The following is a 20650-nucleotide window of genomic DNA, read 5'->3' on the forward strand; positions in this document are numbered from 1 at the left end:
GAGTGCGGGCGGGCCGTGGCCAGGCCACCGCGCCCCACGAGCGGGCGGCACTTGATCCACCCGACCGTCCACAAAGAACATCTTCAAGGTAGAAATGTCCGATAGTTACCTTTTGCCCATATCTCCTGGTCCGTGAAGGCCTCCTTCCCTACCGTGAAGGTAGGGAAGGAGGCCTTCACGGACCTTCACCACGGGTTTTAGCGCACGCACCCGTGCCCTTTCGCCCATCCGCCCGCCGTCTGTCGTACCCCTTCGCTATCGTGAACCTCCGGGGCCGCCCTGACGCACAGCGACCAGCCGCGCACAGGCCCCCGCAGCAAGAGCCAAGGTGCCGGGAGGGCACGGAGCAATGCATCAGGAACACTTCACGCCGATGGCGTTCGACTTCCTCTGGGAGTCCGCCGAACTCGGCGACCTGCCGTATCCGCTGCGGAACCGCTCGCACGGCGCGACCGAGGCCGAGCGCCGGGCGCTGCGCAACCGCACCGACGTCGAACTCAAGGCCCGCGGCATCCGCGACAGCCGGGGGCGGTTGGAGCCGAAGATCGAGGACTGGCTGTATCTCCTCGCCCGCGGCTCGCTGACCATCGACGCACTGCACATCCCCGAGTTCCAGGCCCCGACGGTCGCCGTGCTCGGCGCCACCGACGGCCGCAACGGCGTACTGGCGATCCAGGACCAGACCGGCATCTGGCTGCGCGAGGCACCGGCCGACGGGCTGCCGACAGCGGTCGTCGACCTGTTGCCGCCGGGACAGCGGGGCTCGGAGGCGTCCGTCACCCTGCCGATAGACGACGCCCGCCGGACCCCGCCGATCCGCGCCGCGGTCAATCCGACGAAGCAGGCCGAAGAGCCCGAAGCGGCGAAGGCCCGTCGCAAGGAGAAGCCGCGCGTCTCACTCAGTGAACGCATCACCGCGGACCCGCGCGAGGCGTTCGGCAAGCTCACCGGCCAGCCGCGGCTGCGCGGCGGTCAGCTGGCGGCGAACAGCCGGTCCCACGTGGGCGCCAAGCAGCGGTCCCGCGTCCTCGGCTGGTTCGACACCGTCAGCGGGCGCTACCTCAGCACGTCACAGGCCGGACCGGACGGCCGCGAATGGGTCACCGTCTCACCCGCCGACGTCAAGGCACTGCGGACGAGGTTGGGCGAAATGGTCGCCGGTGTGGCGGTCGACACACGTTAGGGTGACCGGCGCGTCCCCCGTCCGGGAACCCTCGCGAGGTGTCCACCGTTTACCTCCGAGAGGCTCACCACCCTCGTCCGTCCAGGCGGGCGGTATCCTGAGGGGCGGGTGTCGGAGCACCATGGGTCGTCAAGATCATGATGGCGGGTATCACAGCAGCCGCCCAACCAGGAAGGGTCGAGGCCACCAGGGCCGAGTCGTATGAACCGGAAGAGCGTGCTCAAGAACCCAGTGCTCTGGATTCTCGCGGCGGTACTGGCGTTTCTCGCGTACAACACGATCTTCGACAGTGATCGTGGCTATACCCAGGTGCCCATCTCGGTCGCGAATCAGCAGATCACCGCGAACAACGTCAAGGAAGCCTCGCAAGAGGACAAGGAGCAGCAGGTCAAGCTGCTCCTGAACAAGAAGATCGAGGTCGACGGCCAGCAGGTCGACCAGATCATCGCCCAATACCCGGCGAACGTCGCGGGCACCGTCTACGGGCAGCTCATCGGCCTCAAGAACGGTGACAACCCGGTCAAGTTCACCACCAAGGTCACCCAGCAGAACGTCCTCACCCAGATCCTGATCTTCGCCATCCCGTTGGCGCTGGTGCTGGGCCTGCTGATGTGGATGATGAACAACGCGCAGGGCGGCGGGAACCGCGTCCTCAACTTCGGCAAGTCGAAGGCCAAACAGCTCAACAAGGACATGCCCAAGACGACCTTCGGGGACGTCGCGGGCGCCGACGAGGCCGTCGAAGAGCTGTACGAGATCAAGGACTTCCTGCAGAACCCCGCGCGCTATCAGGCACTCGGCGCGAAGATCCCCAAGGGCGTCCTGCTCTACGGGCCGCCCGGTACCGGTAAGACGCTGCTCGCCCGAGCCGTCGCCGGCGAGGCCGGCGTGCCGTTCTACACGATCTCCGGTTCCGACTTCGTCGAGATGTTCGTCGGTGTCGGCGCCTCGCGGGTCCGCGACCTCTTCGAGCAGGCCAAGCAGAACGCGCCCTGCATCATCTTCGTCGACGAGATCGACGCGGTCGGCCGCCAGCGCGGCGCCGGCCTCGGCGGCGGCCACGACGAGCGCGAGCAGACGCTGAACCAGCTCCTCGTCGAGATGGACGGCTTCGACGCGCGCGGCGGCATCATCCTGATCGCCGCGACCAACCGTCCCGACATCCTCGACCCGGCGCTCCTGCGCCCCGGCCGGTTCGACCGCCAAATCCCGGTGTCCGCACCGGACATGCGCGGCCGCAAGGCGATCCTCGAGGTGCACGCCAAGGGCAAGCCGATCGCGCAGGGCACCGACCTGAGCGGTCTCGCGAAGCGGACCGTCGGCATGTCCGGCGCCGACCTCGCGAACGTGCTCAACGAGGCCGCGCTGCTCACCGCCCGCGAGAACGGGCACGTGATCACCGACGCCGCGCTGGAGGAATCCGTCGACCGCGTCGTCGGCGGCCCCGCCCGCAAGAGCCGGATCATCTCCGAGAAGGAGAAGAAGATCACGGCTTACCACGAGGGCGGGCACGCGCTCGCCGCGTGGGCGATGCCGGACATCGAACCGGTCTACAAGCTGACGATCCTGCCGCGCGGACGCACCGGCGGACACGCCCTGCTCGTCCCGGAGGACGACAAGGAGCTGATGACCCGCTCGGAGATGATCGGGCGCCTGGTCTTCGCGATGGGCGGCCGGACCGCGGAGGAACTCGTCTTCCACGAGCCCACCACCGGTGCCTCCTCCGACATCGAGCAGGCGACCAAGATCGCCCGCGCGATGGTCACCGAATACGGCATGAGCGCCCGCCTCGGCGCGGTCAAATACGGCCAGGAGCAGGGTGACCCGTTCCTCGGCCGCTCGGCGGGCCGCCAGGCGGACTACTCGCTCGAGGTCGCGCACGAGATCGACGAGGAGGTGCGCAAGCTCATCGAGACCGCGCACACCGAGGCGTGGCACGTGCTGAGCACCTACCGTGACGTGCTGGACGAGCTGGTCATCGAACTCCTCGAAAAGGAGACGCTGACCCGCAAGGACCTCGAGCGGATCTTCGCGACCGTCGAGAAGCGCCCGCACATCACCATCTTCAACGAGTTCGGCGAGCGGAAGCCGTCGGACAAGCCGCCGATCAAGACCCCCGGCGAGCTGGCGATGGAACGCGGCGAGCCGTGGCCGCCGCCGGAGGAGAAGAAGGAGCAGCCGGTGCTGCAGCCGGCGCCGACCCCGGTCGGCACCGCGCAGGGCGGCGGCGACCTCCCCGGTGGCCCGCCGTACGGCGCCCCGGTTCCGCCGCCGGACCCGAACGCCAATCCCTACGCTCCGCCGCAGCCGGGCGCGCACCCCAACGGTGGCCGCCCGAACGGTGGGCCGAACGGCACCGGCCACTGGCCGCAGGCATATGGTGGTCAGCAGCCGGGCGGTCCGGCAGGTGGTTACCAGGGTGGGCCCGTCGGCGGCCCGCCGAACTACGGGGCTCCTCCCGGATGGACCCCGGCGACCCAGCCGGGCGGCCGGCCGAACCAGCCCTGGCGTCCCGCCGAAGACCGCCCGCGTGACGGCTGGTTCGCGGACCAGCCCGGCCAGCCCGGCGGTCAGCAGCAGGACGAAGGACAACAACGGCGTGAATCCGACGGACAGGACGACACCAAGCGGTAACGGCGCGAGCCCGGTCTTCGATCAGGATCGGGCCGAGAAAGCCGTACGCGAACTCCTGCTCGCCTGTGGTGAGGACCCGGACCGGGACGGTCTCTTGGAGACCCCGGCCCGGGTCGCTCGCGCTTACCGGGAGATGTTCGCCGGGCTCTACACCGAACCGGACCACGTCCTGGACCGCACGTTCGACGAGGCGCACGAAGAACTCGTGCTCGTGACGGACATCCCGATGTTCTCGGTCTGTGAACATCATTTGCTGTCCTTCCACGGCGTCGCCCACGTCGGGTACATCCCCAATGAGCACGGCAAGGTCACCGGACTGTCCAAACTGGCCCGGCTCGTCGACCTCTACGCCAAGCGCCCCCAGGTCCAGGAGCGCCTCACGTCCCAGGTCGCCGACGCGCTCATGCGCAAACTCGACCCCCGCGGCGCGATCGTCGTGGTCGAGGCCGAGCACCTCTGCATGGCCATGCGCGGCATCCGCAAACCCGGTGCCAGGACGACGACGTCGGCCGTGCGCGGACTGCTGCAGTCTTCGGCGTCCTCGCGGGCGGAGGCACTGGACCTGATCAAGGGCCGTCGATGACCGCCCTGCCCCGGCCGGGTCGGTGCGCGGTGATGGGCATTCTGAACGTCACCCCGGATTCCTTTTCGGACGGTGGCCGCTATCTCGGCGTCGAGCAGGCGTTGGAGCACGCGCACGAGATGTGGGCGCGCGGGGCGGATCTGATCGACGTCGGCGGGGAGTCGACGCGGCCGGGTGCGTCCCGGGTGGACGCCGAGACCGAGATTTCCCGGATCATGCCGGTGATCCGTTCGCTGGCGGCGGACGGTCTCGCGATGTCCGTGGACACCACCCGTGCCGAGGTCGCGGCCGCCGCGATCGAGGCGGGCGCGTCGGTGATCAACGACGTTTCGGGTGGATTGGCCGATCCGAACATGGCGAAGGTCGCCGCGGAGACCGGTGTCCCGTGGGTGCTCATGCACTGGCGCGGGCACAGCAAGGACATGAACGCGCTGGCGTCCTATGAGGACGTCGTCGGCGACGTTCGCGCCGAACTGCTGTCCCGAGTGGACGAAGCGGTCAATGCCGGGGTCGACCCGGGTGCGATCGTGCTCGACCCGGGACTCGGGTTCGCGAAGAACGCCGAACATGACTGGGCGCTGCTGAACGGCCTGGATTCCCTTCTGGCATTGGGCTTCCCGGTACTCGTCGGTGCTTCCCGCAAACGGTTCCTCGGCCGCCTCTTGGCCGGAAAGGACGGAAATCCCGCTCCGCCGGACGGCCGGGAGGACGCCACCGCCGCCGTCTCCGCGCTGGCCGCGTCGGCGGGCGCGTGGGGCGTCCGGGTGCACGAGGTGGGCGCGAGTCTGGATGCCGTGACCGTCGCGGCCGCTTGGCGGAAGGGGAGTCCCGATGTCTGATCGCATCACGCTGACCGGCCTGCGGGTCTTCGGCAGGCACGGGGTCTTCGACCACGAGAAGCGCGACGGGCAGGAGTTCGTCGTCGACATCGTCGTGTGGCTGGACCTCGGCCCGGCCGCCGCGTCCGACGACCTGACCAAGACCCTGCATTACGGCGAACTGGCCGAACTCGCGGCCGGGATCGTGGCCGGTGAACCGTACGACCTCATCGAGAGTGTCGCCGGGAAGATCGCCGACGAGGTCCTGCGTGACGAGCGGCTGACCGCCGTCGAGGTGACGGTGCACAAGCCGTCCGCGCCGATCCCGCTGAACTTCGACGACGTCGCCGTCACGGTGTTTTCTGCGCGCGCTACCGAAAACGCGCCGACGGGGCGCGAGCCGGAGACTTCCCGGCGGTATTCGTGACCGGCACCCCGGCAACGCGTTTTCGGGCGGCCTGGCGGCCGCGAAAGAGGGCGCGCGCGGTGAAGTCTCCGATCGCGCGCTACGCGCGCTTACCGAGACGGCGCGAACGATGAGCCGCGCGCTGCTTTCGCTCGGGTCGAACCTGGGGGACCGGCTCGCGTTCCTTCAGTCGGCCGTCGACGCCGTCCGGCCCGCGATCGTCGCGGTGTCGTCGGTCTACGAGACGAAGGCGTGGGGCGTGGAGGACCAGCCGGATTTCCTCAACGCCGTCGTGCTGGTCGACGACCCGGCGCGTGATCACTGGGACTGGCTGCGCACCGGGCAGGCTGCCGAGCAGGCGGCGGAGCGCGTGCGCGAACTCCGCTGGGGTCCGCGCACGCTGGACGTCGACATAGTGACCGTGGACGGGGTGCGCTCCGACGACCCCCGGCTGTTGCTTCCGCATCCCGGCACGCCGGAGCGTGCGAGCGTGCTGATCCCGTGGTCGGAGATCGAGCCCGACGCGGTGCTCCCCGGCCACGGCCCCGTCACCGGCCTCCTCGCGGCCCGCCCCCAGGACGATCGCGATTCGGTGCGGCGCACCTCCCTGCGGTTAGTCCTCTGAATGCGGTGGTTGGTGCCACGAACTACCGCATTCAGAGGACGAAATGCGGTTCAGGCGAGGGTGGCACGCAGGGCGGCGATGATCCATTCCGCCTGCGGCATCTGGGAGGGAAACGACGGCCAGCCGTTCATCTTCCCCAGCAGGAACCAGTAGCGTTCGGCGCGGGGATCCATGCTGATCGCCATCCCGTCGGCCAGCCGCTTCCGCCAGGCGGGGTCGTTCGGGTCCCGCCCATTCCGCGAAGACTGCGCGAAGATCGTCTCCGCCAGTTCCCTGCCCTCCGCCGAGTCCGGCGCGATGCCGGCTTCGAGCGCTTCGGAGGCCTTCTCGCTCCACGCCATCCACAGTTGCTGCTGTTTTTGGCCGAAGTCGGCCCCGTCCTCCTTTCGGAGGTGGGAGTGCCACTCGCTCATCCGGCGGATGGACGCGCGGAACTCCTCGTCCTGGACGAGTTCGGCGAACTCGATCCAGGCCTCCAGCTGCTCCGGCGTGGGGTCGTCGGGCAGTTCCGGTTTCGCCGAGCGCATCCGCCCGTAGAACTCCGGATCCAGTTCGAGTCCTTCGACCATGTCCGCCCAGAACTCGTCCAGCAAACGTTTGCGGTCTTCGTCCGACATCGACGCGAGCTTGTTCATCAGTTCGACCTCCTCCAGTGGTGAGTCCCGTTTGGCCACCGCTCGCAGGACCGCCCGGCGCAATTCCAGCCGTCGGATCTGCTCGTCCAGGGCGGCGACATGCTGGACCGCGAGGTCGCCGATGGTCGCTTCCCTGGTCAGCGCCCGCTCCACATCCGCGAGGCCCAGCCCGAGTTCTCGCAGCGTTCGGACCAGCTCCAGGCGCGCCATCGCGGTGGCGTCGTAGAGGCGGTAACCGGAGTCGGTGCGGTCGGTCGGCGGCAGGAGGCCTTCGTCGGAGTAGAAGCGGATGGTCTTCACCGGCAGGCCGGTCCGTTTGGCCAGCTCCCCGATGGTGAAAACCGCTGCGGTGCCCATGTGCTTCATGTTCGACTCTCCAGTTGGTGGAGAGTCAAGCCTGCCAGGTAGCGTTGAACCATGCACTTCACCCGGCCACGCGAGCTGGCGGTGGCCGGCCTACTGGGCTTGGTCCTGGCCTATCTGCTCTTCCAGGTCGCCTACGGCTCCATTCCCGCGCTTCCGCTCTTCGCGGGGATGACGCTGCTCGTCCTCGCGCTTTGTGAGGTCGTGCTCGCCTTCATCATCCGTTCGCGGATCAAGGAGGGCAGGGTGATGGCCGCGATCTCCGTCGCCCGATCGGTGGCACTCGCCAAGGCTTCTTCGCTCGCCGGATCCGCCATGACGGGTGTCTGGCTGGCGGCTTTCGCGTATCTTTTTCCGCGACGTGACGAACTCCTCGCGGCGAGCGGTGACCTCCGTTCGGCGACGGTCGGGATCGTCAGCTCGGTGGCCCTGGTAGCTGCGGCTTTGTGGCTCGAACACTGCTGCCGGACCCCCGAGAGCGGTGATCGGGACGGCGATCGGCAGCCGACCGGTTAACGCTTGAGAAGCACCGCTCGAAGTACCGACTAGGTCTCGTTCGGATTACTAGAAGGTACGGTGTTGGGCATGACCGGGGTGGGTGACGACTCGCGCGGCCGCCTTGCGGGTAGGCCGTGGCTTGTCGTCGGCTTGGTTCTCGCCGTCGGCGCGACTCTCGCATTGGTGCTTTCCGACGACCTCCGCTACTTGCGGCTGGGTATCGTCGCGGCGCTGTGGGCCGCCTTGATCGGTGCCTTCTTGGCGGTCCGCTATCGCAAGCACGTGTCACAGAGCGAAGAAGCCGTCGCCGAGGCGCAGGCCGTTTACGAGCTCGAGCTGGAACGCGAGATCGCCGCGCGCCGTGAGTTCGAGCTGGAGATGGAAGCGGAGACCCGGCAGGCCGCCGAGAGTCGTTCCCATGACGAACTCGAAGCGCTCAGAGCCGAGGTGAGCGCCCTGCGTGAAAGCCTTCAGTCGCTCTTCGGTGGCGAGGTTCTCCTCGAACGTGTCGCGCTCACCGCGCAGGCCACCCGGATGCGGTCCCTCGACAACAAACAGCTGATGAGCGCGGGCTCGGACAACGGCAACGGCAAACCTCAGCTCATGGCCGCCAACGGCACCACGATCGACGTCGACGACCGTGAACGCGGGCGAGACCGCCCGACCGAGATGATCGACCGCGTCCTCGAACCCGTGTCCGCCCGTGCCGGTGCTTCGCCCGCCGCCCGCCGCAAGCCGTCGAACGGCCAGGTCAACGGCCACAACGGCGTGAACAACGGTGGGCACAAGGTTGGCGGTTACGGCCAGAGCAACCAGGTCCCTCGGCCGAAGCCGGTCGACGAATCGACTCGCCGCAGCATGCGCAAGGCGGACGCCCGCGCCTCGAAGGCCGCCGAGGCGCTCGCCGCCGAAGCCGCCCGTCGCGAGCGGCTCGAGATGTCCAACCCCGGTATGTCGCCCGCCGAGGTCTCCCGGCCGATGCCCAGGGTCGACGCGAAGCGCAAGACCCCGCCGCCGGTGTCCCCGGCCGAGGAGTCCCGCCCGTCCATGCCGGACGTTTCGCGCGCCGAGGTCTCGCAGCCGTCGATGCCCGCCATCGCCAGGCAGCCCCAACGTCCGGAACCCCAACGTCAAGAAGCCCAGCGCCCGGAGCCGCAGCGACGTCCGCAGCAGCCTTCGTTGCAGCAGCGTCTCGACGCCGGCAACGTCCAGCGTCCTCCGGCCCCGCGGCCGGAGGAGCAGACTCGCAAGCAGACGCCGCCGGTGAAGCCTCCCGCGCAGGCGAAGCCGGTCAAGAAGGTCGAGCCGGACCGCCCCCGGCCGAACCGTGAGCTGGGCTTGACCAGGCCGGGCATGAAGCCGGTCGAACGACCGCGTCCGGCCGGTGGCACGCCGCCGCCGGTGAACAAGCCCGCCGCCGAGCCGGAGCCGATGGAGGCCACCGGCGAGTGGAAGCCGTCGTGGACGCAGGAGCGCCCGGTCTCCGAGCTGGGCGCCGCGTTCCCCCGCAAGGACGACTTCCAGGACCGCCTGCGGCCCACGCCGCCGTCGAAGCCCCAGCCGTCGGCCTCCCCGCCGAGGCCTCAGGCCACCACCACCCCCCCGCCGCGTCCCGAGCCGCGTCCGGAGCCCCCGAGCCCGGTCGGGTCCGAGCCGCCGCCGCGTCGCACCGAGCCGGTGCGTCCGCCGGAGCCGGAACCCGTGCGCCCTGCGGCCGCCGAGACGCCTTCGCGGCACGGTGGCGGCAGCGAGGAGCCGCCCGCGGTCAACCCGACGCTGCCCGAAGAGGTCCGCGCGATGCAGAGCCGTCCCGGTGGACGTCGTCGCCGCGCGGCGGAGGACTCCTCGGCTTCGCTCACGCCCGCCCCCAACGTGGCGGAGCCGACCGGCGGTGGCCGTCGTCGCCGTCCGGACGGCGAGCCTCCCGCGTGGCAGAGCGCCGCGGCCGAGACAGGCGGCCGTCACGGTGGCAAGCGAGCGAAGCCCGATGATGAGGCGCCGTCCCGCAACGGGTCGTCGCACAGCCGCCCCGAACCTGAAACCCCCGCCGCCGGTTCGCACGCGTCCGGTCGATCGGTGATGGACCTGCTCGCCGCCAACGGCGCGAACGAGTCCACCCCGCGGCGCAGGCGACGCGCGGAGGACTGAGTCCGTACCGACGGTAGGGTGACCCGCTGTGAGCGAGCCTTCCTCCCCGGCGCCCGGTTCCGACCGGGTCCGCCGGCCTCGGTCGATCACCGTGCTGCTGCCGGTGCTCGGGCTGATCGCCGTCGCGCTGTGCGGGCTGTTCGTCTTCGGCACGGTGACCGAGAAGGTCGGCCTGCCCGCGGTGACGATCGGCGTGCTCGCGGCACTCGTCCCGGTCGCCGTGGTGGTCACGGCGTTCCTGTGGGTCGACCGCTGGGAACCGGAACCGCCGAAGCTCCTGTTGCTGTCCTTCGTCTGGGGAGCCTGCGTCGCGACGATCATCGCGCTGCTGCTCAACAGCGGCGCCGAGGCCGTCGGTGACCTGCTGCTCGGCACCGGCGCCGGCGGCAAGATCAGCGGGCTGGTCTCCGCGCCGCTGGTCGAGGAAGCCGCGAAGGCCGCCTTCATCCTGCTGCTGTGGTGGCGTCGTCCGATCGAGTTCGACGGCGTCGTGGACGGCATCGTCTACGCCGGGTTCACCGCGGCCGGGTTCGCCTTCACCGAGAACATCTATTACTTCGGCCGTGCCTTCGCCGAGAACGGTTTCGGTGACGGCACGAGCGCGGGCGTGCTCGCGGCGTTCTTCCTCCGTGGCGTGCTTTCGCCGTTCACGCATCCGCTGTTCGCCGTGATGACTGGGATCGGGCTCGGGATCGCCGCGAGCAGCAAGGTGCGCTCGCTGCGGATTCTGGCGCCGATCGGCGGCTACGTCGTCGCCGTGCTGCTGCACGCGCTGTGGAACGGCGCCGCGCTGCTGGGTGGCGCCAAGACCTTCCTGAACGTCTATTTCCTGATCATGGTGCCGCTGTTCATCGGCGTCTTCTCGGTGGTGGTCATGCAGCGGCGCCGCGAGCAGCGGATCGTCGCGGCCGCGCTGCCGATGATGGTCGACGCGCGCTGGATCGCGCCGTCGGAAGTGCCGCTGCTGGCCAGCCTCTCCGGACGGCGGTCGTGGCGGAAGCAGGCGCGCAAGCAGTCGGGACGGGACGCGGCGAAGGCCGTCGGCCGCTATCAGTCCAGCGTGACCGAACTCGCCTTCCTGCGGCGCGGCCGGAAGCTCACCGACGAGGGGAAACAGCGGCAGCGTGAACTGCTGCAGGTGCTCAAGACCTCGCGTGCCGAGGCGGTCCGGCTGGCGGACGGTGCTCCCCGCGGATGACCTCGGTCAGGTGAAGCTGGTCACGAGGGTCGTTTCAGACCCGGGGCGGAGGGTTACTCTCGCGCCGTCGTCTGGTACCCGCGACCACCGAGCGGGACTGGAACGAGTTGAGGAGTTTTCCACCATGAGCGTCCATCGGCGCACGCCATGACAAGGCCCGCTCGCTTGGCCGTTGGAGTCGTTTCCGCGGGCCGGGTCGGCAGCGTCGTCGGCGCGGCACTCACGAGGGCCGGGCACACGGTCGTCGCCGCTTCGGGCCTTTCCAACGCTTCGATACGCCGGGCGGAGCAATTGCTCCCCGACGTGCCACTTTTGCCCCCCGACGAGGTCGCCCGCCGCGCGGACCTCGTTCTGCTCGCCCTGCCCGACGACGCGCTCGCCGGGATGGTGCGCGGCTTCGTCGCGACCGGCTCCCTGCGTCCGGGGCAGATCGTCGTGCACACGTCCGGAGCGCACGGCATCGACGTCCTCGCACCCGCCGCCGAGGCCGGGGCGCTGCCGCTGGCCCTGCACCCCGTGATGACCTTCACCGGCCGTACGGAGGACCTGGACAGGCTGGCGACGTGCAGCGTCGGCGTCACCGCCACAGAGGGTGACGATGCGGCCTGGAACGTCGGCGAGGCGCTCACCGTGGAGATGGGCGCGGAGCCCGTCCGGGTCCCTGACGAAGCGCGAGCGCTCTATCACGCGGCGTTGGCGCACGGCGCGAACCACCTGATGACGCTGGTCGCCGATTGCGCGGAATTGTTGCGGGAAGCGGGAATCGCCGAGCCCGAACGCCTGGTGGCTCCCTTGCTGTCGGCGGCGTTGGATAATGTTCTGCGGCACGGGGACCGGGCGCTGACCGGGCCGGTGGCCCGTGGTGATCTCGGCACCGTGCGTAAGCATCTCGCGGTGCTGGCCGAACGTGGCCCCGACGTCGCCCCGAGCTATCGCGCGCTGGCCAAGCGCACGCTGGCGCGCGGTGACGCCGCCGGGCTCCTGGACGCCTCGGCCGTCGCCGAGCTCACCGAACTCCTCAGTGACCCCGCAGATCCCGCCGAAGGGCAGCAAAACCAGTGACCACACCGAAATTCGCCCGAGGCACGCTGCACACCTTCCAGCCGCCGGAGCAGGTGAGCAAGGTGACGCGTGCCCTGCACGGGGTCGGCCGCAAGGTCGCGCTGGTGCCCACCATGGGCGCCCTGCACGCGGGACACCGCGAACTGATCCGCCGCGCGAAGCGGCTGCCGAACACGGTGGTCGCGACATCGATCTTCGTGAACCCCCTGCAGTTCGGGGAAGGCGAAGACTTCGAGGCGTACCCGCGTCCGCTGGACAAGGACCTCGAAGTGCTGAAGGAGGACGGCGTCGAACTGGGCTTCCTGCCCAAGGCGTCGGATCTGTACCCGGACGGCGCCACCGTCACGGTGCACCCCGGCCCGCTCGGCGACGAGCTCGAAGGGGCGGTGCGACCGGGCCATTTCGCCGGCGTGCTCACCGTGGTGGCGAAACTGTTCAACATCGTGCGGCCGGATTACGCCTTCTTCGGGGAGAAGGATTACCAGCAGCTGGTGCTGATCAAGAAAATGGTGCGTGACCTGAACTTCGACACCCGGGTCATCGGGGTGCCGACGGTCAGGGAACGCGACGGGCTGGCGTTGTCCTCGCGCAACGTCTACCTGACTCCTGAACAGCGCGAGGACGCGATCGTGTTGTCGGCGGCACTCACCGCGGGTGCCTTCGTCGGACGCGACGGCGCGGAAGCCGTGCTGGCGACCGCCAGGAAGACCCTCGCCGCGCGACCGGCGGTCGAGGTCGATTATCTGGAACTGAGGGGAACCGACCTCGGGCCCGCGCCCGTCGACGGTGAAGCGCGGTTGCTGATCGCGGCCAGGGTGGGGAGTACCCGGCTGATCGACAACGTGCCGGTGGTGCTCGGTGCCGCCGCGGACCATCCGGAACACGCGCTGGACGCAGGGGAATAAGGGAGAGTCCACGATGTACCGCACAATGCTGAAATCGAAGATCCACCGGGCGACGGTCACCCAGGCCGATCTCCACTACGTCGGTTCGGTGACGGTCGACGAAGACCTCATGGACGCGGCGGATCTGCTTCCGGGCGAACAGGTGTCCATTGTGGACGTCACCAACGGTGCGCGGCTCGAGACCTACGTGATCGCGGGCGAACGCGGCAGCGGGGTGCTCGGCATCAACGGCGCCGCGGCGCATCTGGTGCACCCCGGTGATCTGGTGATCCTGATTTCGTACGCGCAGATGGAGAACGCCGAGGCGGCCGCGTTCCGGCCCAGGGTCATCTTCGTCGACGCGGACAACCGGATCGTCGAGAAGGGCACCAACCCCGGGCACGCGCCGGAGGGTTCCGGCCTGCTGAGCGGCACCGTGACACTGGCCGACGACGACACGATGACCTTCCCGGTCGCCGAAACCGCCGACGCCCGCCGTCTCGACGCGCTGCTGCACGCCGAAAGCTGAGTCGTTGCTGCTCACCGTCGACGTCGGCAACACCAATATCGTGCTCGGGCTCTACGACGGGCCCACGCTGGTCGGTGACTGGCGCATGCGCACCGACGCGCGGATCACCGCCGACGAGCTCGCGCTGACCATGCGCGGGCTGCTCGGCGCGCACGCGGACACGGTCACCGGGATCAGCGCGCTGTCCACGGTTCCCGCCGTACTGCGAGAGCTGCGCGTCATGCTTTCGCGGTACTACGGGAAGTTGCCGAAGATCGTCATCGAGCCGGGGGTGCGCACGGGGGTGCCGCTCCTGGTCGACAATCCGAAGGAGGTGGGCGCGGACAGGCTGGTGAACACCCTCGCCGCGCACCATCTGCATCCGGCCACCGCCTGTGTGGTGGTGGATTTCGGGACTTCGACCAATGTGGACGCCATCTCCGCCAAGGGCGAGTTCCTCGGCGGCGCGTTCGCGCCGGGGATCGAGATCTCCGTCGACGCGCTGGCCGCGCGGGCCGCGGCGCTGCGCAAGGTGGAACTGGTGCCGCCGCGGTCGGTGATCGGGAAGAACACCGTGGAATGCCTGCAATCCGGCATCCTCTACGGCTTCGCCGGGCAGGTCGACGGCCTGGTGAAGCGGATCAAGCGCGAGCTTTCGCCGGACGGGTCGGATCCGGTCGCGGTGATCGCGACCGGCGGCCTGGCACCACTGGTGCTGGAGGAGTCGGAGACGATCACCGAGCACGTTCCGGATCTGACGTTGCTGGGCCTGCGGCTGGTCTACGACCGCAACCACCGCGTTTAGTCCTCTGAACGCGGTGATTGCGTTCGGCAAGTACCGCATTCAGAGGACTAAACGCGGGCGATCACGAGCACCCGCCGCGTCATCAGCTCCTGGTTCCGCAGCACCAGCTCGATGCTCGCCCGCAGTTGCGCCGGATCCGCGCCGGATTCCGCCGCCAAGTCGGCCACGCGCTCCAAGGACAGTTCCGCGGTCCGCTGCTGGCGGGCGCGCCAGTCCGGCGTCTCCTCGTAAGAGAGGACCTCGAACCCGGCCGACTCCAGCAGCGGCCGGTGGTCGGGCACCTGCGGCGGCCGGTTCTCGGGTTGGCCGTCGAAGTCCCACGTCGTGACGAGCAGCCGCCCGCCCGGCGCGAGGATCCGCGCGAACTCCGCGCAGGCGCGCTGCTTGTCGGGCGCGAACAACAACGCGTCGACGCTCATCACCGCGTCGAACGACGCGTCGTCCAGACCGGTGTCCGCGAAACTGCCGACGTGGAACTCGGCCGCTTCGACGTCCATCGCTTCGGCCCGGCGTCGCGCCGAAGCCAGTGCGGTCTCCGCGATGTCGACGCCGGTGAGGGTCGCGTAGGTGCGCGCGGCGACCCAGAGCCCGGGCCCGCCGCGCCCGCAGCCGATGTCCGCCAGCCGTCCTCCTGGTTCCAGCCGTGCTTCGGTCGCGATGCGGTGCAGGTCGGTCCGGGTCACGAAGCTGTAGGTGTCCAGTTCGGCGGGGTAGTCGTCGCCGTACACCTCGGCCCAGATCTCCGCCGACACCGCGGAGGCGGGGGCGCCGAACGTCGCGGTGAACGTGGCCTTCCAGTCGGTGTTCATCGACGGCGAGTCCGGAACACCGTCGTGGTGAGTGGAAGGTCGAATTCCCCCGACGCGGTTTCCGGGTTCCGGTCGAGGAATTCCCGAGCCGCGCGCAGTTTGGCCGCGCGTTCCGCTTCCGGTGCCACCAGAAGATGCGAATGGGTGGCGATCGTCTCCACGAGGCTTTCCGCCGTCCTGGGCTGTTTGTGGCCGAAAGTCGCCTTCTCGAACGGCTCGAAGGCCTCGTGTTCCGGCAGCGATTCGTAGTCGCTCAGCCAGCGCCTGCTCGCGGTGCTCTTGATCAGCTTGTTGAACTCCGCCGGCCAGCCCGCCGACTCGTCGTCGTGGTTCCACAGCGCGGCAAGGACTCCACCCGGCTTGAGCACCCTGGCGATTTCCGGATAGGCCCGATCGAGGTCGAACCAGTGGAAGGCCTGTCCCACGAGCACCGCGTCCACGGATTCGTCGGGGAGTGGGATCTTCTCGGCCGTCCCGATGAGCGGGGTGACGGCCGGGTACGCCTTGGTGAGCTCTTCGAGCATCTGCGCGTCCGGTTCGACCGCGGTGACCGCGAGGCCGAGGGCGAGTAGCCCTCCGGTGAGCTTGCCGGTCCCCGCGCCCAGGTCGAGGACCTGCTTCGGGCTGTCACTCGCCGCCGCCAGCCCCCAGGCCAGTGCCTTTTCCGGATAATCCGGCCGGTGCGCGGCATAGGCGGCGGCCTTCGCGCCGAACGAAGCGGCGCGTCGTGCGTGCAGTTCGGCTTCGATGCCGGGAGTGGATGAGTTCACACGCTCCAGGTTAATGGAGAGAAAACCGGCTGCGCCCGACCCGGAAAAGGTAATCCGGTTGGCGTAGGGAAGCAGCGGGTTCGTACGCTGTGCGCCATGACTGAAATCCCCGCATCCGAGGGCGTGAGCCCCGACGAAGACCTGCCGGAACAGATGCGGGTGCGCCGGGACAAGCGCGACCGGATAATCGCGGAGGGTATCGATCCGTATCCGGTCGAGGTGCCCAGGACGCACTCGCTGGCCGAAGTGCGCGCGAAGCATTCCGACCTTCCTGTCGACGCCGCCACCGGCGAGATCGTCGGCGTCACCGGCCGGGTCATGTTCATGCGCAATACCGGCAAACTGTGTTTCGCGAGTCTCCGTGAAGGCGATGGCACGGAGTTGCAGGCGATGATCAGCCTCGCGAAGGTGGGCGCGGACGCGCTCGCGGCGTGGAAGTCCGATGTCGATCTCGGCGACCACGTATTCGTCGAGGGTGAGGTCATCACCTCCAAGCGCGGCGAGCTTTCCGTGATGGCCGACTCCTGGCGGATCACTTCGAAAGCATTGCGCCCGTTGCCCGTCATGTACAAAGACCTGGCGGAGGAAACGCGGATCCGGCAGCGTTATGTCGATCTGATCGTGCGTCCCAAGGCCAGGGATGTGGTCCGTACCCGCGCCGGTGTGCTGCGTTCCCTGCGTGACTCGTTTCACGGCCGAGGATTTCTCGAGGTCGAGACGCCGATGCTGCAGACGCTGCACGGAGGCGCCGCGGCTCGGCCATTCGTGACGCATTCGAATGCCTTCGACCTCGATCTGTACTTGAGGATCGCGCCGGAGCTCTACCTCAAGCGTTGCGTGGTCGGCGGTATCGAGAAGGTCTTCGAGATCAACCGGAACTTCCGGAACGAGGGCAGCGACTCGTCTCACTCGCCGGAGTTCGCCATGCTGGAGTACTACGAAGCGTATGCGACCTATGACTCCAATGCGGTGATGACGCGGCAGCTCATCCAGGAGGCGGCGCAGAACGTTCTCGGTACCCAGGTGGTCACTCTCGCCGACGGTTCGGAGTACGACCTCTCCGGCGAGTGGACCACACTCGGAATGTACGAGTCGTTGTCCGAGGCGTTGTCGGAAGAGGTCACTCCCGAGACATCGGTGGACAAGCTCCGTTCCTATGCCGAAGCGCGAGAGCTGGAGTTCGACCCCAAGTTAGGGCACGGCAAACTCATCGAGGAACTGTGGGAACACCTCGTCGGCGATCATCTTCACGAACCTACTTTTGTCCGTGATTTTCCGGTCGAGACATCCCCGCTGACCAGGCAACATCGCAGCAAGCCGGGGGTGGCGGAGAAGTGGGATCTGTACGTTCGCGGTTTCGAACTGGCGACCGGATACTCCGAGCTGGTCGATCCCGTGGTAGAGCGTCAGCGTCTGGTGGAACAGGCTCGGCTGGGTGCGCAGGGCGATAGTGAGGCCATGAACCTGGATGAGGATTTCCTCCGTGCGCTGGAGTACGGAATGCCGCCGAGCGGTGGTGTCGGAATGGGGATCGACCGGTTGCTGATGGCGCTGACGGGCCTTGGTATCCGGGAGACCATCCTGTTCCCGCTCGTCCGACCGGAATAACCCGTCCGCGTGAGAGATACCTCGATCGTTCTCGTAAACAAGATTTGCGTTATGTGACGGTAGCGGGTATTAATGTCGCTAGACAAAGTCTTCTGTCCGGGGCATGCCCCGTACCAGATCATTCGTGTAAGCCCCCAGCAGGAGGAAACAGATGGCACAGAAGGTGCTCGTCTCGCTCGTTGACGACCTCGACGGCAGCGAGGCGGAAGAGACCGTCGAGTTCGGTTTGGACGGTGTGAGCTACCAGATCGACCTTTCCGCGGAAAACGCGGAAGAGCTTCGTGACGCGCTGGCCCAGTATGTGGAGCACGCCCGCCGCGCGGGTGGCCGTAAGCGCACCGCCATTCGTCCGGTCGCCGGCGTGAAGGCCGCCGCCCGCCCCGCGACCGTGGACCGTGAGCAGAACCAGGCCATTCGCGCCTGGGCCCGCAAGAACGGCTTCCAGGTTTCCGACCGTGGACGTATCCCGTCCGAGGTCGTGGAGGCGTACCACAAGAAGAACTGAAGGTCTGCTGGACCCTCAAGCCGCCGGGAAACCTATTCCCGGCGGTTTTCTTGTTCTTGTACACGGTTCAAGAGGGCGTACTCGGTGGGCGCCCATCCGGTCACGGAGCGAAAATCCCGGATGAAGTGCGCTTGGTCGCTATAGCCCAGCGTGAGCGCCAGTTTCGCGTAGTCCAGCCGTTCCTCGGCAGCGATCCGTGCCGCCGCCTCGTTCAACCGGTATACCTGAATCGCCCATTTGGGGGCGGCGCCGACATGTTCGGCGAACAGTCGTTGCAGGCTTCGCTGAGACAAGCCTGTTCGGCTTGACAACACGCCGACCCTGGTAATGGCCGGATCACCCGCGATTGTTTCCACCGCTTCGATGGCCGTCCGTGCCGCAGGGGTGAGGACGGGGTGTTTCGCGAGGAGCAGTTCCTCCGCGACGCGGACCATTTCGAAGTCGTTCGTCGCATTGCGTACCGATTCCGTCACTCCGCCTGCGGCGGGGAAGAGATCGGTGAGCGGAACGGAACCGCCGGAGATCATCTTGACCGGACCGGTGAGGAATGCCCGGAAAGCCCCTGGCCGGAATCGCACGCCGATACCTTGGTCCACGCCGCCGACGAGGTAGCGGAAAGGCCGTTTTCCAGGTCCGAAGGCGCCGGCCGCGTCGCGGAAGAACGTCACGTTGACCGCGAGATTCGGCAGTACCACCTGTTCATGCGGCTCGCGGCCGGTCAGATCCCAGCGCAGCACCCAGTGGTGGTCGACGAACGGGCGCAGTTCCGGCGCGGGCGGATGCCGGACGAGGCTGAACTTCGCGCTCGCCTCCCGCGCGTTGACGATCCCCGCCGGGATCCGATGCCCGCTCATCCGCTCAACGTAACCGTGTCGCGTTTCTTCAAGACGGCGCGGCCCGCCGCCGGGTAATCATGCCCGTATGTCCGAACACGCTGCCCTGATCGCACCCGCCGCCGCGGAATTCACGGCGGTCCTGCGCGGGATCGGCGAGATCGATCTCGCCGCGCGCACGCCCTGCGCCGAATACGACGTCCGCGCGTTGCTGAACCACCTTCTCTACTGGGGTCCCTGGCTCGAAGCCGCCGGGCGCAAGGCGGCACCGCCCGCGGTGTCCTCCGGTGAAGCGGAGTCGGATCTCGTCGGCGCCGATTGGCTCGCCGCGATCGAGGGCCGGACCGCGCGGCTCGTCGAGCTCTTCGGCGCGCCCGCGGCGTGGGAGGGGGAAACCACCTTCGGCGGTACTCCGTTGCCCGCGTCGATGGTGGGGTACATGGTGCTGGACGAATTCGTCTTCCACGGCTGGGACCTCGCCAGTGCCATCGGCGCGAAGTTCACCGTGCGCCCTGACGTCGCGGAGGCCGTCTACGCCATCGCGCTGGAGATCGGCGACCAAGCGCGGTCGATGAAGGTCTACGGCGAAGAGGTGGCCGTGCCGGAAGACGCGACGACCTTCGAACGCGCTTTGGGCGCTTCGGGCCGAGATCCGGGGTGGAAGCGTTGACCCTTGTCGCGGATTCGCGGACAACCACCGCATTCCGATTCCGCGGGCAACAGATGGTTGTAACAGCAGCCTTCGCGGTTTCTCGTCCACTCGCGGCGCCCGTCGGCACCCTCGGCCAACCGCAGCTTCGACGCCGACGTCAGCGGCGGGAACCGCGATCCGAGGACCAGCGCGGCGTCCGCGACCCCGGCGCCCTCGGCCGCCGGGGTGCCGCCCAGCCGTCCGGCCGACCACAGCGCGTTGTCGAGCGCGTCCGTGGCGGCCGCCCACAACTGCCGCCGCCCGAGCCTCGTCAATGGCCCGTAGACGTCGATGAAGCGGCTCGCGTGCCCGACGAACCGGCCACGCAGCACGGTCGCCAGTGTCCGCTCGTCCGGGACGACGACGGCTCCCGGCCGCGCCGAACCCGGATCGGTCGGCAGGCAGTGGAACCGGTCACCGAGGACGGCGACCGAATCGGGATGCGGCCGGTCGCCGCCGATCCGGAAGGCCAGCGCCGACGGCGCCAGCGACGGGACGCGACGCTCGTGGTGCAGCAGCATCGCGCCGGCGAACGCCGGGACGTGCAGATACCAGGAAAGGATCCAGCTCGCCGGGATCCGCTCGGGTATCCCGGCCGCCTCCGGGTATCGCTCGGCCAGCCAGCCGCCGAGGCGCTCCCGCCAGCGAACGAGACGAGCCGGTTCGCCGAGCAGGTCGGCACAGTGGACCCAACCCGGCTCCTCCTCCGGCACGTCTCCGCGGAGCCGGGCGTCCTCGGGCAGCCTGGAGAGGGAGGCCCGGAGCCCTTCCGCGGGGGACGCGAGAGCGTAGTGTGGTGACACACCGGCCTCCCGTCATTAGGTACGCCTTACCTTACATACTATCCGTCACTACTCCGGACGGGTGTCCATCCACTGGGCGGACCCGTGTTCGCGCTCAGCGGACAAGGGGTATCCGGCGGAATCCAAGTGCTTGTTCGCACGTTGTGCTTGACGTAAAGGTGCAGGGCAACCGGAAGATGAAAGCGCGCACGGCCGGAGAACGGCCGGGGTGCGAACGGGCCGCAATCAGCCGTAGTGGTACGCCAGCGCGACCGCTTGGCTACTAGAGTGGTCTCACGGTG

General features: G+C 68.4%; 20 protein-coding genes and 1 pseudogene. 16 read left to right on the forward strand and 5 right to left on the reverse strand.

The window, feature by feature from the left end:
• Nucleotides 1-349 precede the first annotated feature (349 nt).
• From AVL48_RS22140 to folK, 6 genes are all read left to right on the forward strand, one after another.
• Nucleotides 350-1183, forward strand: coding sequence for an ESX secretion-associated protein EspG (locus AVL48_RS22140; RefSeq protein WP_061985564.1), 834 nt, complete (start codon nucleotides 350-352; stop codon nucleotides 1181-1183).
• 201 nt (nucleotides 1184-1384) lie between these two features.
• Nucleotides 1385-3817: an ATP-dependent zinc metalloprotease FtsH gene (ftsH, locus tag AVL48_RS22145; protein WP_061985562.1), complete on the forward strand. Its 2433-nt coding sequence runs from the start codon at nucleotides 1385-1387 to the stop codon at nucleotides 3815-3817.
• Nucleotides 3783-4400, forward strand: coding sequence for a GTP cyclohydrolase I FolE (gene folE / locus AVL48_RS22150; protein ID WP_061985561.1), 618 nt, complete (start codon nucleotides 3783-3785; stop codon nucleotides 4398-4400). Before ftsH ends, folE begins: the two co-directional genes overlap by 35 nt.
• Entirely contained in the window at nucleotides 4397-5239 is an 843-nt protein-coding gene (gene folP / locus AVL48_RS22155) for a dihydropteroate synthase (RefSeq protein ID WP_061985559.1), read from the forward strand. The genes folE and folP overlap by 4 nt, the downstream gene beginning before the upstream one ends.
• The gene (folB, locus tag AVL48_RS22160) at nucleotides 5232-5645 is read left to right on the forward strand and encodes a dihydroneopterin aldolase (RefSeq protein WP_061985557.1); all 414 of its coding nucleotides are present in this window, start codon (nucleotides 5232-5234) and stop codon (nucleotides 5643-5645) included. The genes folP and folB overlap by 8 nt, the downstream gene beginning before the upstream one ends.
• Before the next feature lie 109 nt (nucleotides 5646-5754).
• Nucleotides 5755-6249, forward strand: coding sequence for a 2-amino-4-hydroxy-6-hydroxymethyldihydropteridine diphosphokinase (gene folK / locus AVL48_RS22165; RefSeq protein WP_061985555.1), 495 nt, complete (start codon nucleotides 5755-5757; stop codon nucleotides 6247-6249).
• Nucleotides 6250-6299: 50 nt separating this feature from the next.
• Here the strand turns inward: folK and AVL48_RS22170 are convergent, their stop codons facing one another.
• Nucleotides 6300-7241 carry a MerR family transcriptional regulator gene (locus tag AVL48_RS22170; protein ID WP_061985778.1) on the reverse strand — a complete coding sequence of 314 codons (942 nt, stop codon included), beginning with the start codon at nucleotides 7239-7241 and terminating at the stop codon, nucleotides 6300-6302.
• A gap of 60 nt (nucleotides 7242-7301) precedes the next feature.
• On the opposite strand from AVL48_RS22170, the gene AVL48_RS22175 reads away from it, so the two are divergent.
• The 7 genes from AVL48_RS22175 (at nucleotide 7302) to AVL48_RS22205 (ending at nucleotide 14350) form a co-directional block, all read left to right on the forward strand.
• Nucleotides 7302-7763 carry a DUF3180 domain-containing protein gene (locus AVL48_RS22175; protein WP_061985553.1) on the forward strand — a complete coding sequence of 154 codons (462 nt, stop codon included), beginning with the start codon at nucleotides 7302-7304 and terminating at the stop codon, nucleotides 7761-7763.
• A gap of 69 nt (nucleotides 7764-7832) precedes the next feature.
• On the forward strand, nucleotides 7833-9893 hold the full coding sequence (locus AVL48_RS22180; RefSeq protein WP_061985551.1) for a DUF6779 domain-containing protein: 2061 nt from the start codon (nucleotides 7833-7835) through the stop codon (nucleotides 9891-9893).
• Nucleotides 9894-9921: 28 nt separating this feature from the next.
• Complete coding sequence (locus tag AVL48_RS22185; protein WP_082857723.1) at nucleotides 9922-11091, forward strand: PrsW family intramembrane metalloprotease; 1170 nt, start codon at nucleotides 9922-9924, stop codon at nucleotides 11089-11091.
• 147 nt (nucleotides 11092-11238) lie between these two features.
• Nucleotides 11239-12153, forward strand: coding sequence for a Rossmann-like and DUF2520 domain-containing protein (locus AVL48_RS22190; protein WP_061985549.1), 915 nt, complete (start codon nucleotides 11239-11241; stop codon nucleotides 12151-12153).
• On the forward strand, nucleotides 12150-13058 hold the full coding sequence (gene panC, locus AVL48_RS22195; RefSeq protein ID WP_061985547.1) for a pantoate--beta-alanine ligase: 909 nt from the start codon (nucleotides 12150-12152) through the stop codon (nucleotides 13056-13058). The genes AVL48_RS22190 and panC overlap by 4 nt, the downstream gene beginning before the upstream one ends.
• Before the next feature lie 13 nt (nucleotides 13059-13071).
• The gene (panD, locus tag AVL48_RS22200) at nucleotides 13072-13566 is read left to right on the forward strand and encodes an aspartate 1-decarboxylase (protein WP_061985545.1); all 495 of its coding nucleotides are present in this window, start codon (nucleotides 13072-13074) and stop codon (nucleotides 13564-13566) included.
• Nucleotides 13567-13570: 4 nt separating this feature from the next.
• Entirely contained in the window at nucleotides 13571-14350 is a 780-nt protein-coding gene (locus tag AVL48_RS22205; RefSeq protein WP_061985544.1) for a type III pantothenate kinase, read from the forward strand.
• Nucleotides 14351-14397: 47 nt separating this feature from the next.
• Here AVL48_RS22205 and AVL48_RS22210 read toward each other — a convergent pair whose 3' ends face one another.
• Complete coding sequence (locus AVL48_RS22210; protein WP_061985542.1) at nucleotides 14398-15159, reverse strand: class I SAM-dependent methyltransferase; 762 nt, start codon at nucleotides 15157-15159, stop codon at nucleotides 14398-14400.
• A complete protein-coding gene (locus AVL48_RS22215; RefSeq protein WP_061985540.1) occupies nucleotides 15156-15929 on the reverse strand; it encodes a class I SAM-dependent methyltransferase in 774 nt (257 codons plus the stop codon). Before AVL48_RS22215 ends, AVL48_RS22210 begins: the two co-directional genes overlap by 4 nt.
• A 96-nt stretch (nucleotides 15930-16025) precedes the next feature.
• Between AVL48_RS22215 and lysS the strand changes: the two genes are divergently transcribed.
• Together lysS and AVL48_RS22225 are read left to right on the forward strand one after the other, a co-directional pair.
• Nucleotides 16026-17537, forward strand: a complete 1512-nt coding sequence (gene lysS, locus AVL48_RS22220) for a lysine--tRNA ligase (protein WP_061985538.1) — start codon at nucleotides 16026-16028, stop codon at nucleotides 17535-17537.
• Nucleotides 17538-17688: 151 nt separating this feature from the next.
• Entirely contained in the window at nucleotides 17689-18042 is a 354-nt protein-coding gene (locus AVL48_RS22225) for a histone-like nucleoid-structuring protein Lsr2 (protein WP_037318336.1), read from the forward strand.
• 10 nt (nucleotides 18043-18052) lie between these two features.
• On the opposite strand, the pseudogene AVL48_RS22230 reads toward AVL48_RS22225, so the two are convergent.
• Nucleotides 18053-18896: pseudogene (locus AVL48_RS22230) on the reverse strand (AraC family transcriptional regulator); the annotation flags it as partial.
• Nucleotides 18897-18963: 67 nt separating this feature from the next.
• On the opposite strand from AVL48_RS22230, the gene AVL48_RS22235 reads away from it, so the two are divergent.
• Entirely contained in the window at nucleotides 18964-19545 is a 582-nt protein-coding gene (locus tag AVL48_RS22235; protein WP_061985535.1) for a TIGR03086 family metal-binding protein, read from the forward strand.
• On the opposite strand, the gene AVL48_RS22240 is transcribed toward AVL48_RS22235, so the two are convergent.
• Nucleotides 19455-20369, reverse strand: a complete 915-nt coding sequence (locus tag AVL48_RS22240; protein WP_244162388.1) for an iron-sulfur protein — start codon at nucleotides 20367-20369, stop codon at nucleotides 19455-19457. The genes AVL48_RS22235 and AVL48_RS22240 overlap by 91 nt on opposite strands.
• Nucleotides 20370-20650 lie beyond the last annotated feature (281 nt).

The sequence above is a fragment of the Amycolatopsis regifaucium genome (genome assembly GCF_001613935.1).
GTDB lineage: Bacteria > Actinomycetota > Actinomycetes > Mycobacteriales > Pseudonocardiaceae > Amycolatopsis > Amycolatopsis regifaucium.

What these genes read in the sequence shown, in the direction of transcription:
- folP (WP_061985559.1), top strand. Translation starts at nt 4,397, where the DNA reads ATGACCGCCCTGCCCCGGCCGGGTCGGTGCGCGGTGATGGGCATTCTG.
- folB (WP_061985557.1), top strand. Translation starts at nt 5,232, where the DNA reads ATGTCTGATCGCATCACGCTGACCGGCCTGCGGGTCTTCGGCAGGCAC.
- AVL48_RS22170 (WP_061985778.1), bottom strand. Translation starts at nt 7,241, where the DNA reads ATGGGCACCGCAGCGGTTTTCACCATCGGGGAGCTGGCCAAACGGACC.
- ftsH (WP_061985562.1), top strand. Translation starts at nt 1,385, where the DNA reads ATGAACCGGAAGAGCGTGCTCAAGAACCCAGTGCTCTGGATTCTCGCG.
- folK (WP_061985555.1), top strand. Translation starts at nt 5,755, where the DNA reads ATGAGCCGCGCGCTGCTTTCGCTCGGGTCGAACCTGGGGGACCGGCTC.
- lysS (WP_061985538.1), top strand. Translation starts at nt 16,026, where the DNA reads ATGACTGAAATCCCCGCATCCGAGGGCGTGAGCCCCGACGAAGACCTG.
- AVL48_RS22235 (WP_061985535.1), top strand. Translation starts at nt 18,964, where the DNA reads ATGTCCGAACACGCTGCCCTGATCGCACCCGCCGCCGCGGAATTCACG.
- AVL48_RS22175 (WP_061985553.1), top strand. Translation starts at nt 7,302, where the DNA reads ATGCACTTCACCCGGCCACGCGAGCTGGCGGTGGCCGGCCTACTGGGC.
- AVL48_RS22140 (WP_061985564.1), top strand. Translation starts at nt 350, where the DNA reads ATGCATCAGGAACACTTCACGCCGATGGCGTTCGACTTCCTCTGGGAG.
- AVL48_RS22180 (WP_061985551.1), top strand. Translation starts at nt 7,833, where the DNA reads ATGACCGGGGTGGGTGACGACTCGCGCGGCCGCCTTGCGGGTAGGCCG.
- AVL48_RS22210 (WP_061985542.1), bottom strand. Translation starts at nt 15,159, where the DNA reads ATGAACACCGACTGGAAGGCCACGTTCACCGCGACGTTCGGCGCCCCC.
- AVL48_RS22190 (WP_061985549.1), top strand. Translation starts at nt 11,239, where the DNA reads ATGACAAGGCCCGCTCGCTTGGCCGTTGGAGTCGTTTCCGCGGGCCGG.
- panD (WP_061985545.1), top strand. Translation starts at nt 13,072, where the DNA reads ATGTACCGCACAATGCTGAAATCGAAGATCCACCGGGCGACGGTCACC.
- AVL48_RS22225 (WP_037318336.1), top strand. Translation starts at nt 17,689, where the DNA reads ATGGCACAGAAGGTGCTCGTCTCGCTCGTTGACGACCTCGACGGCAGC.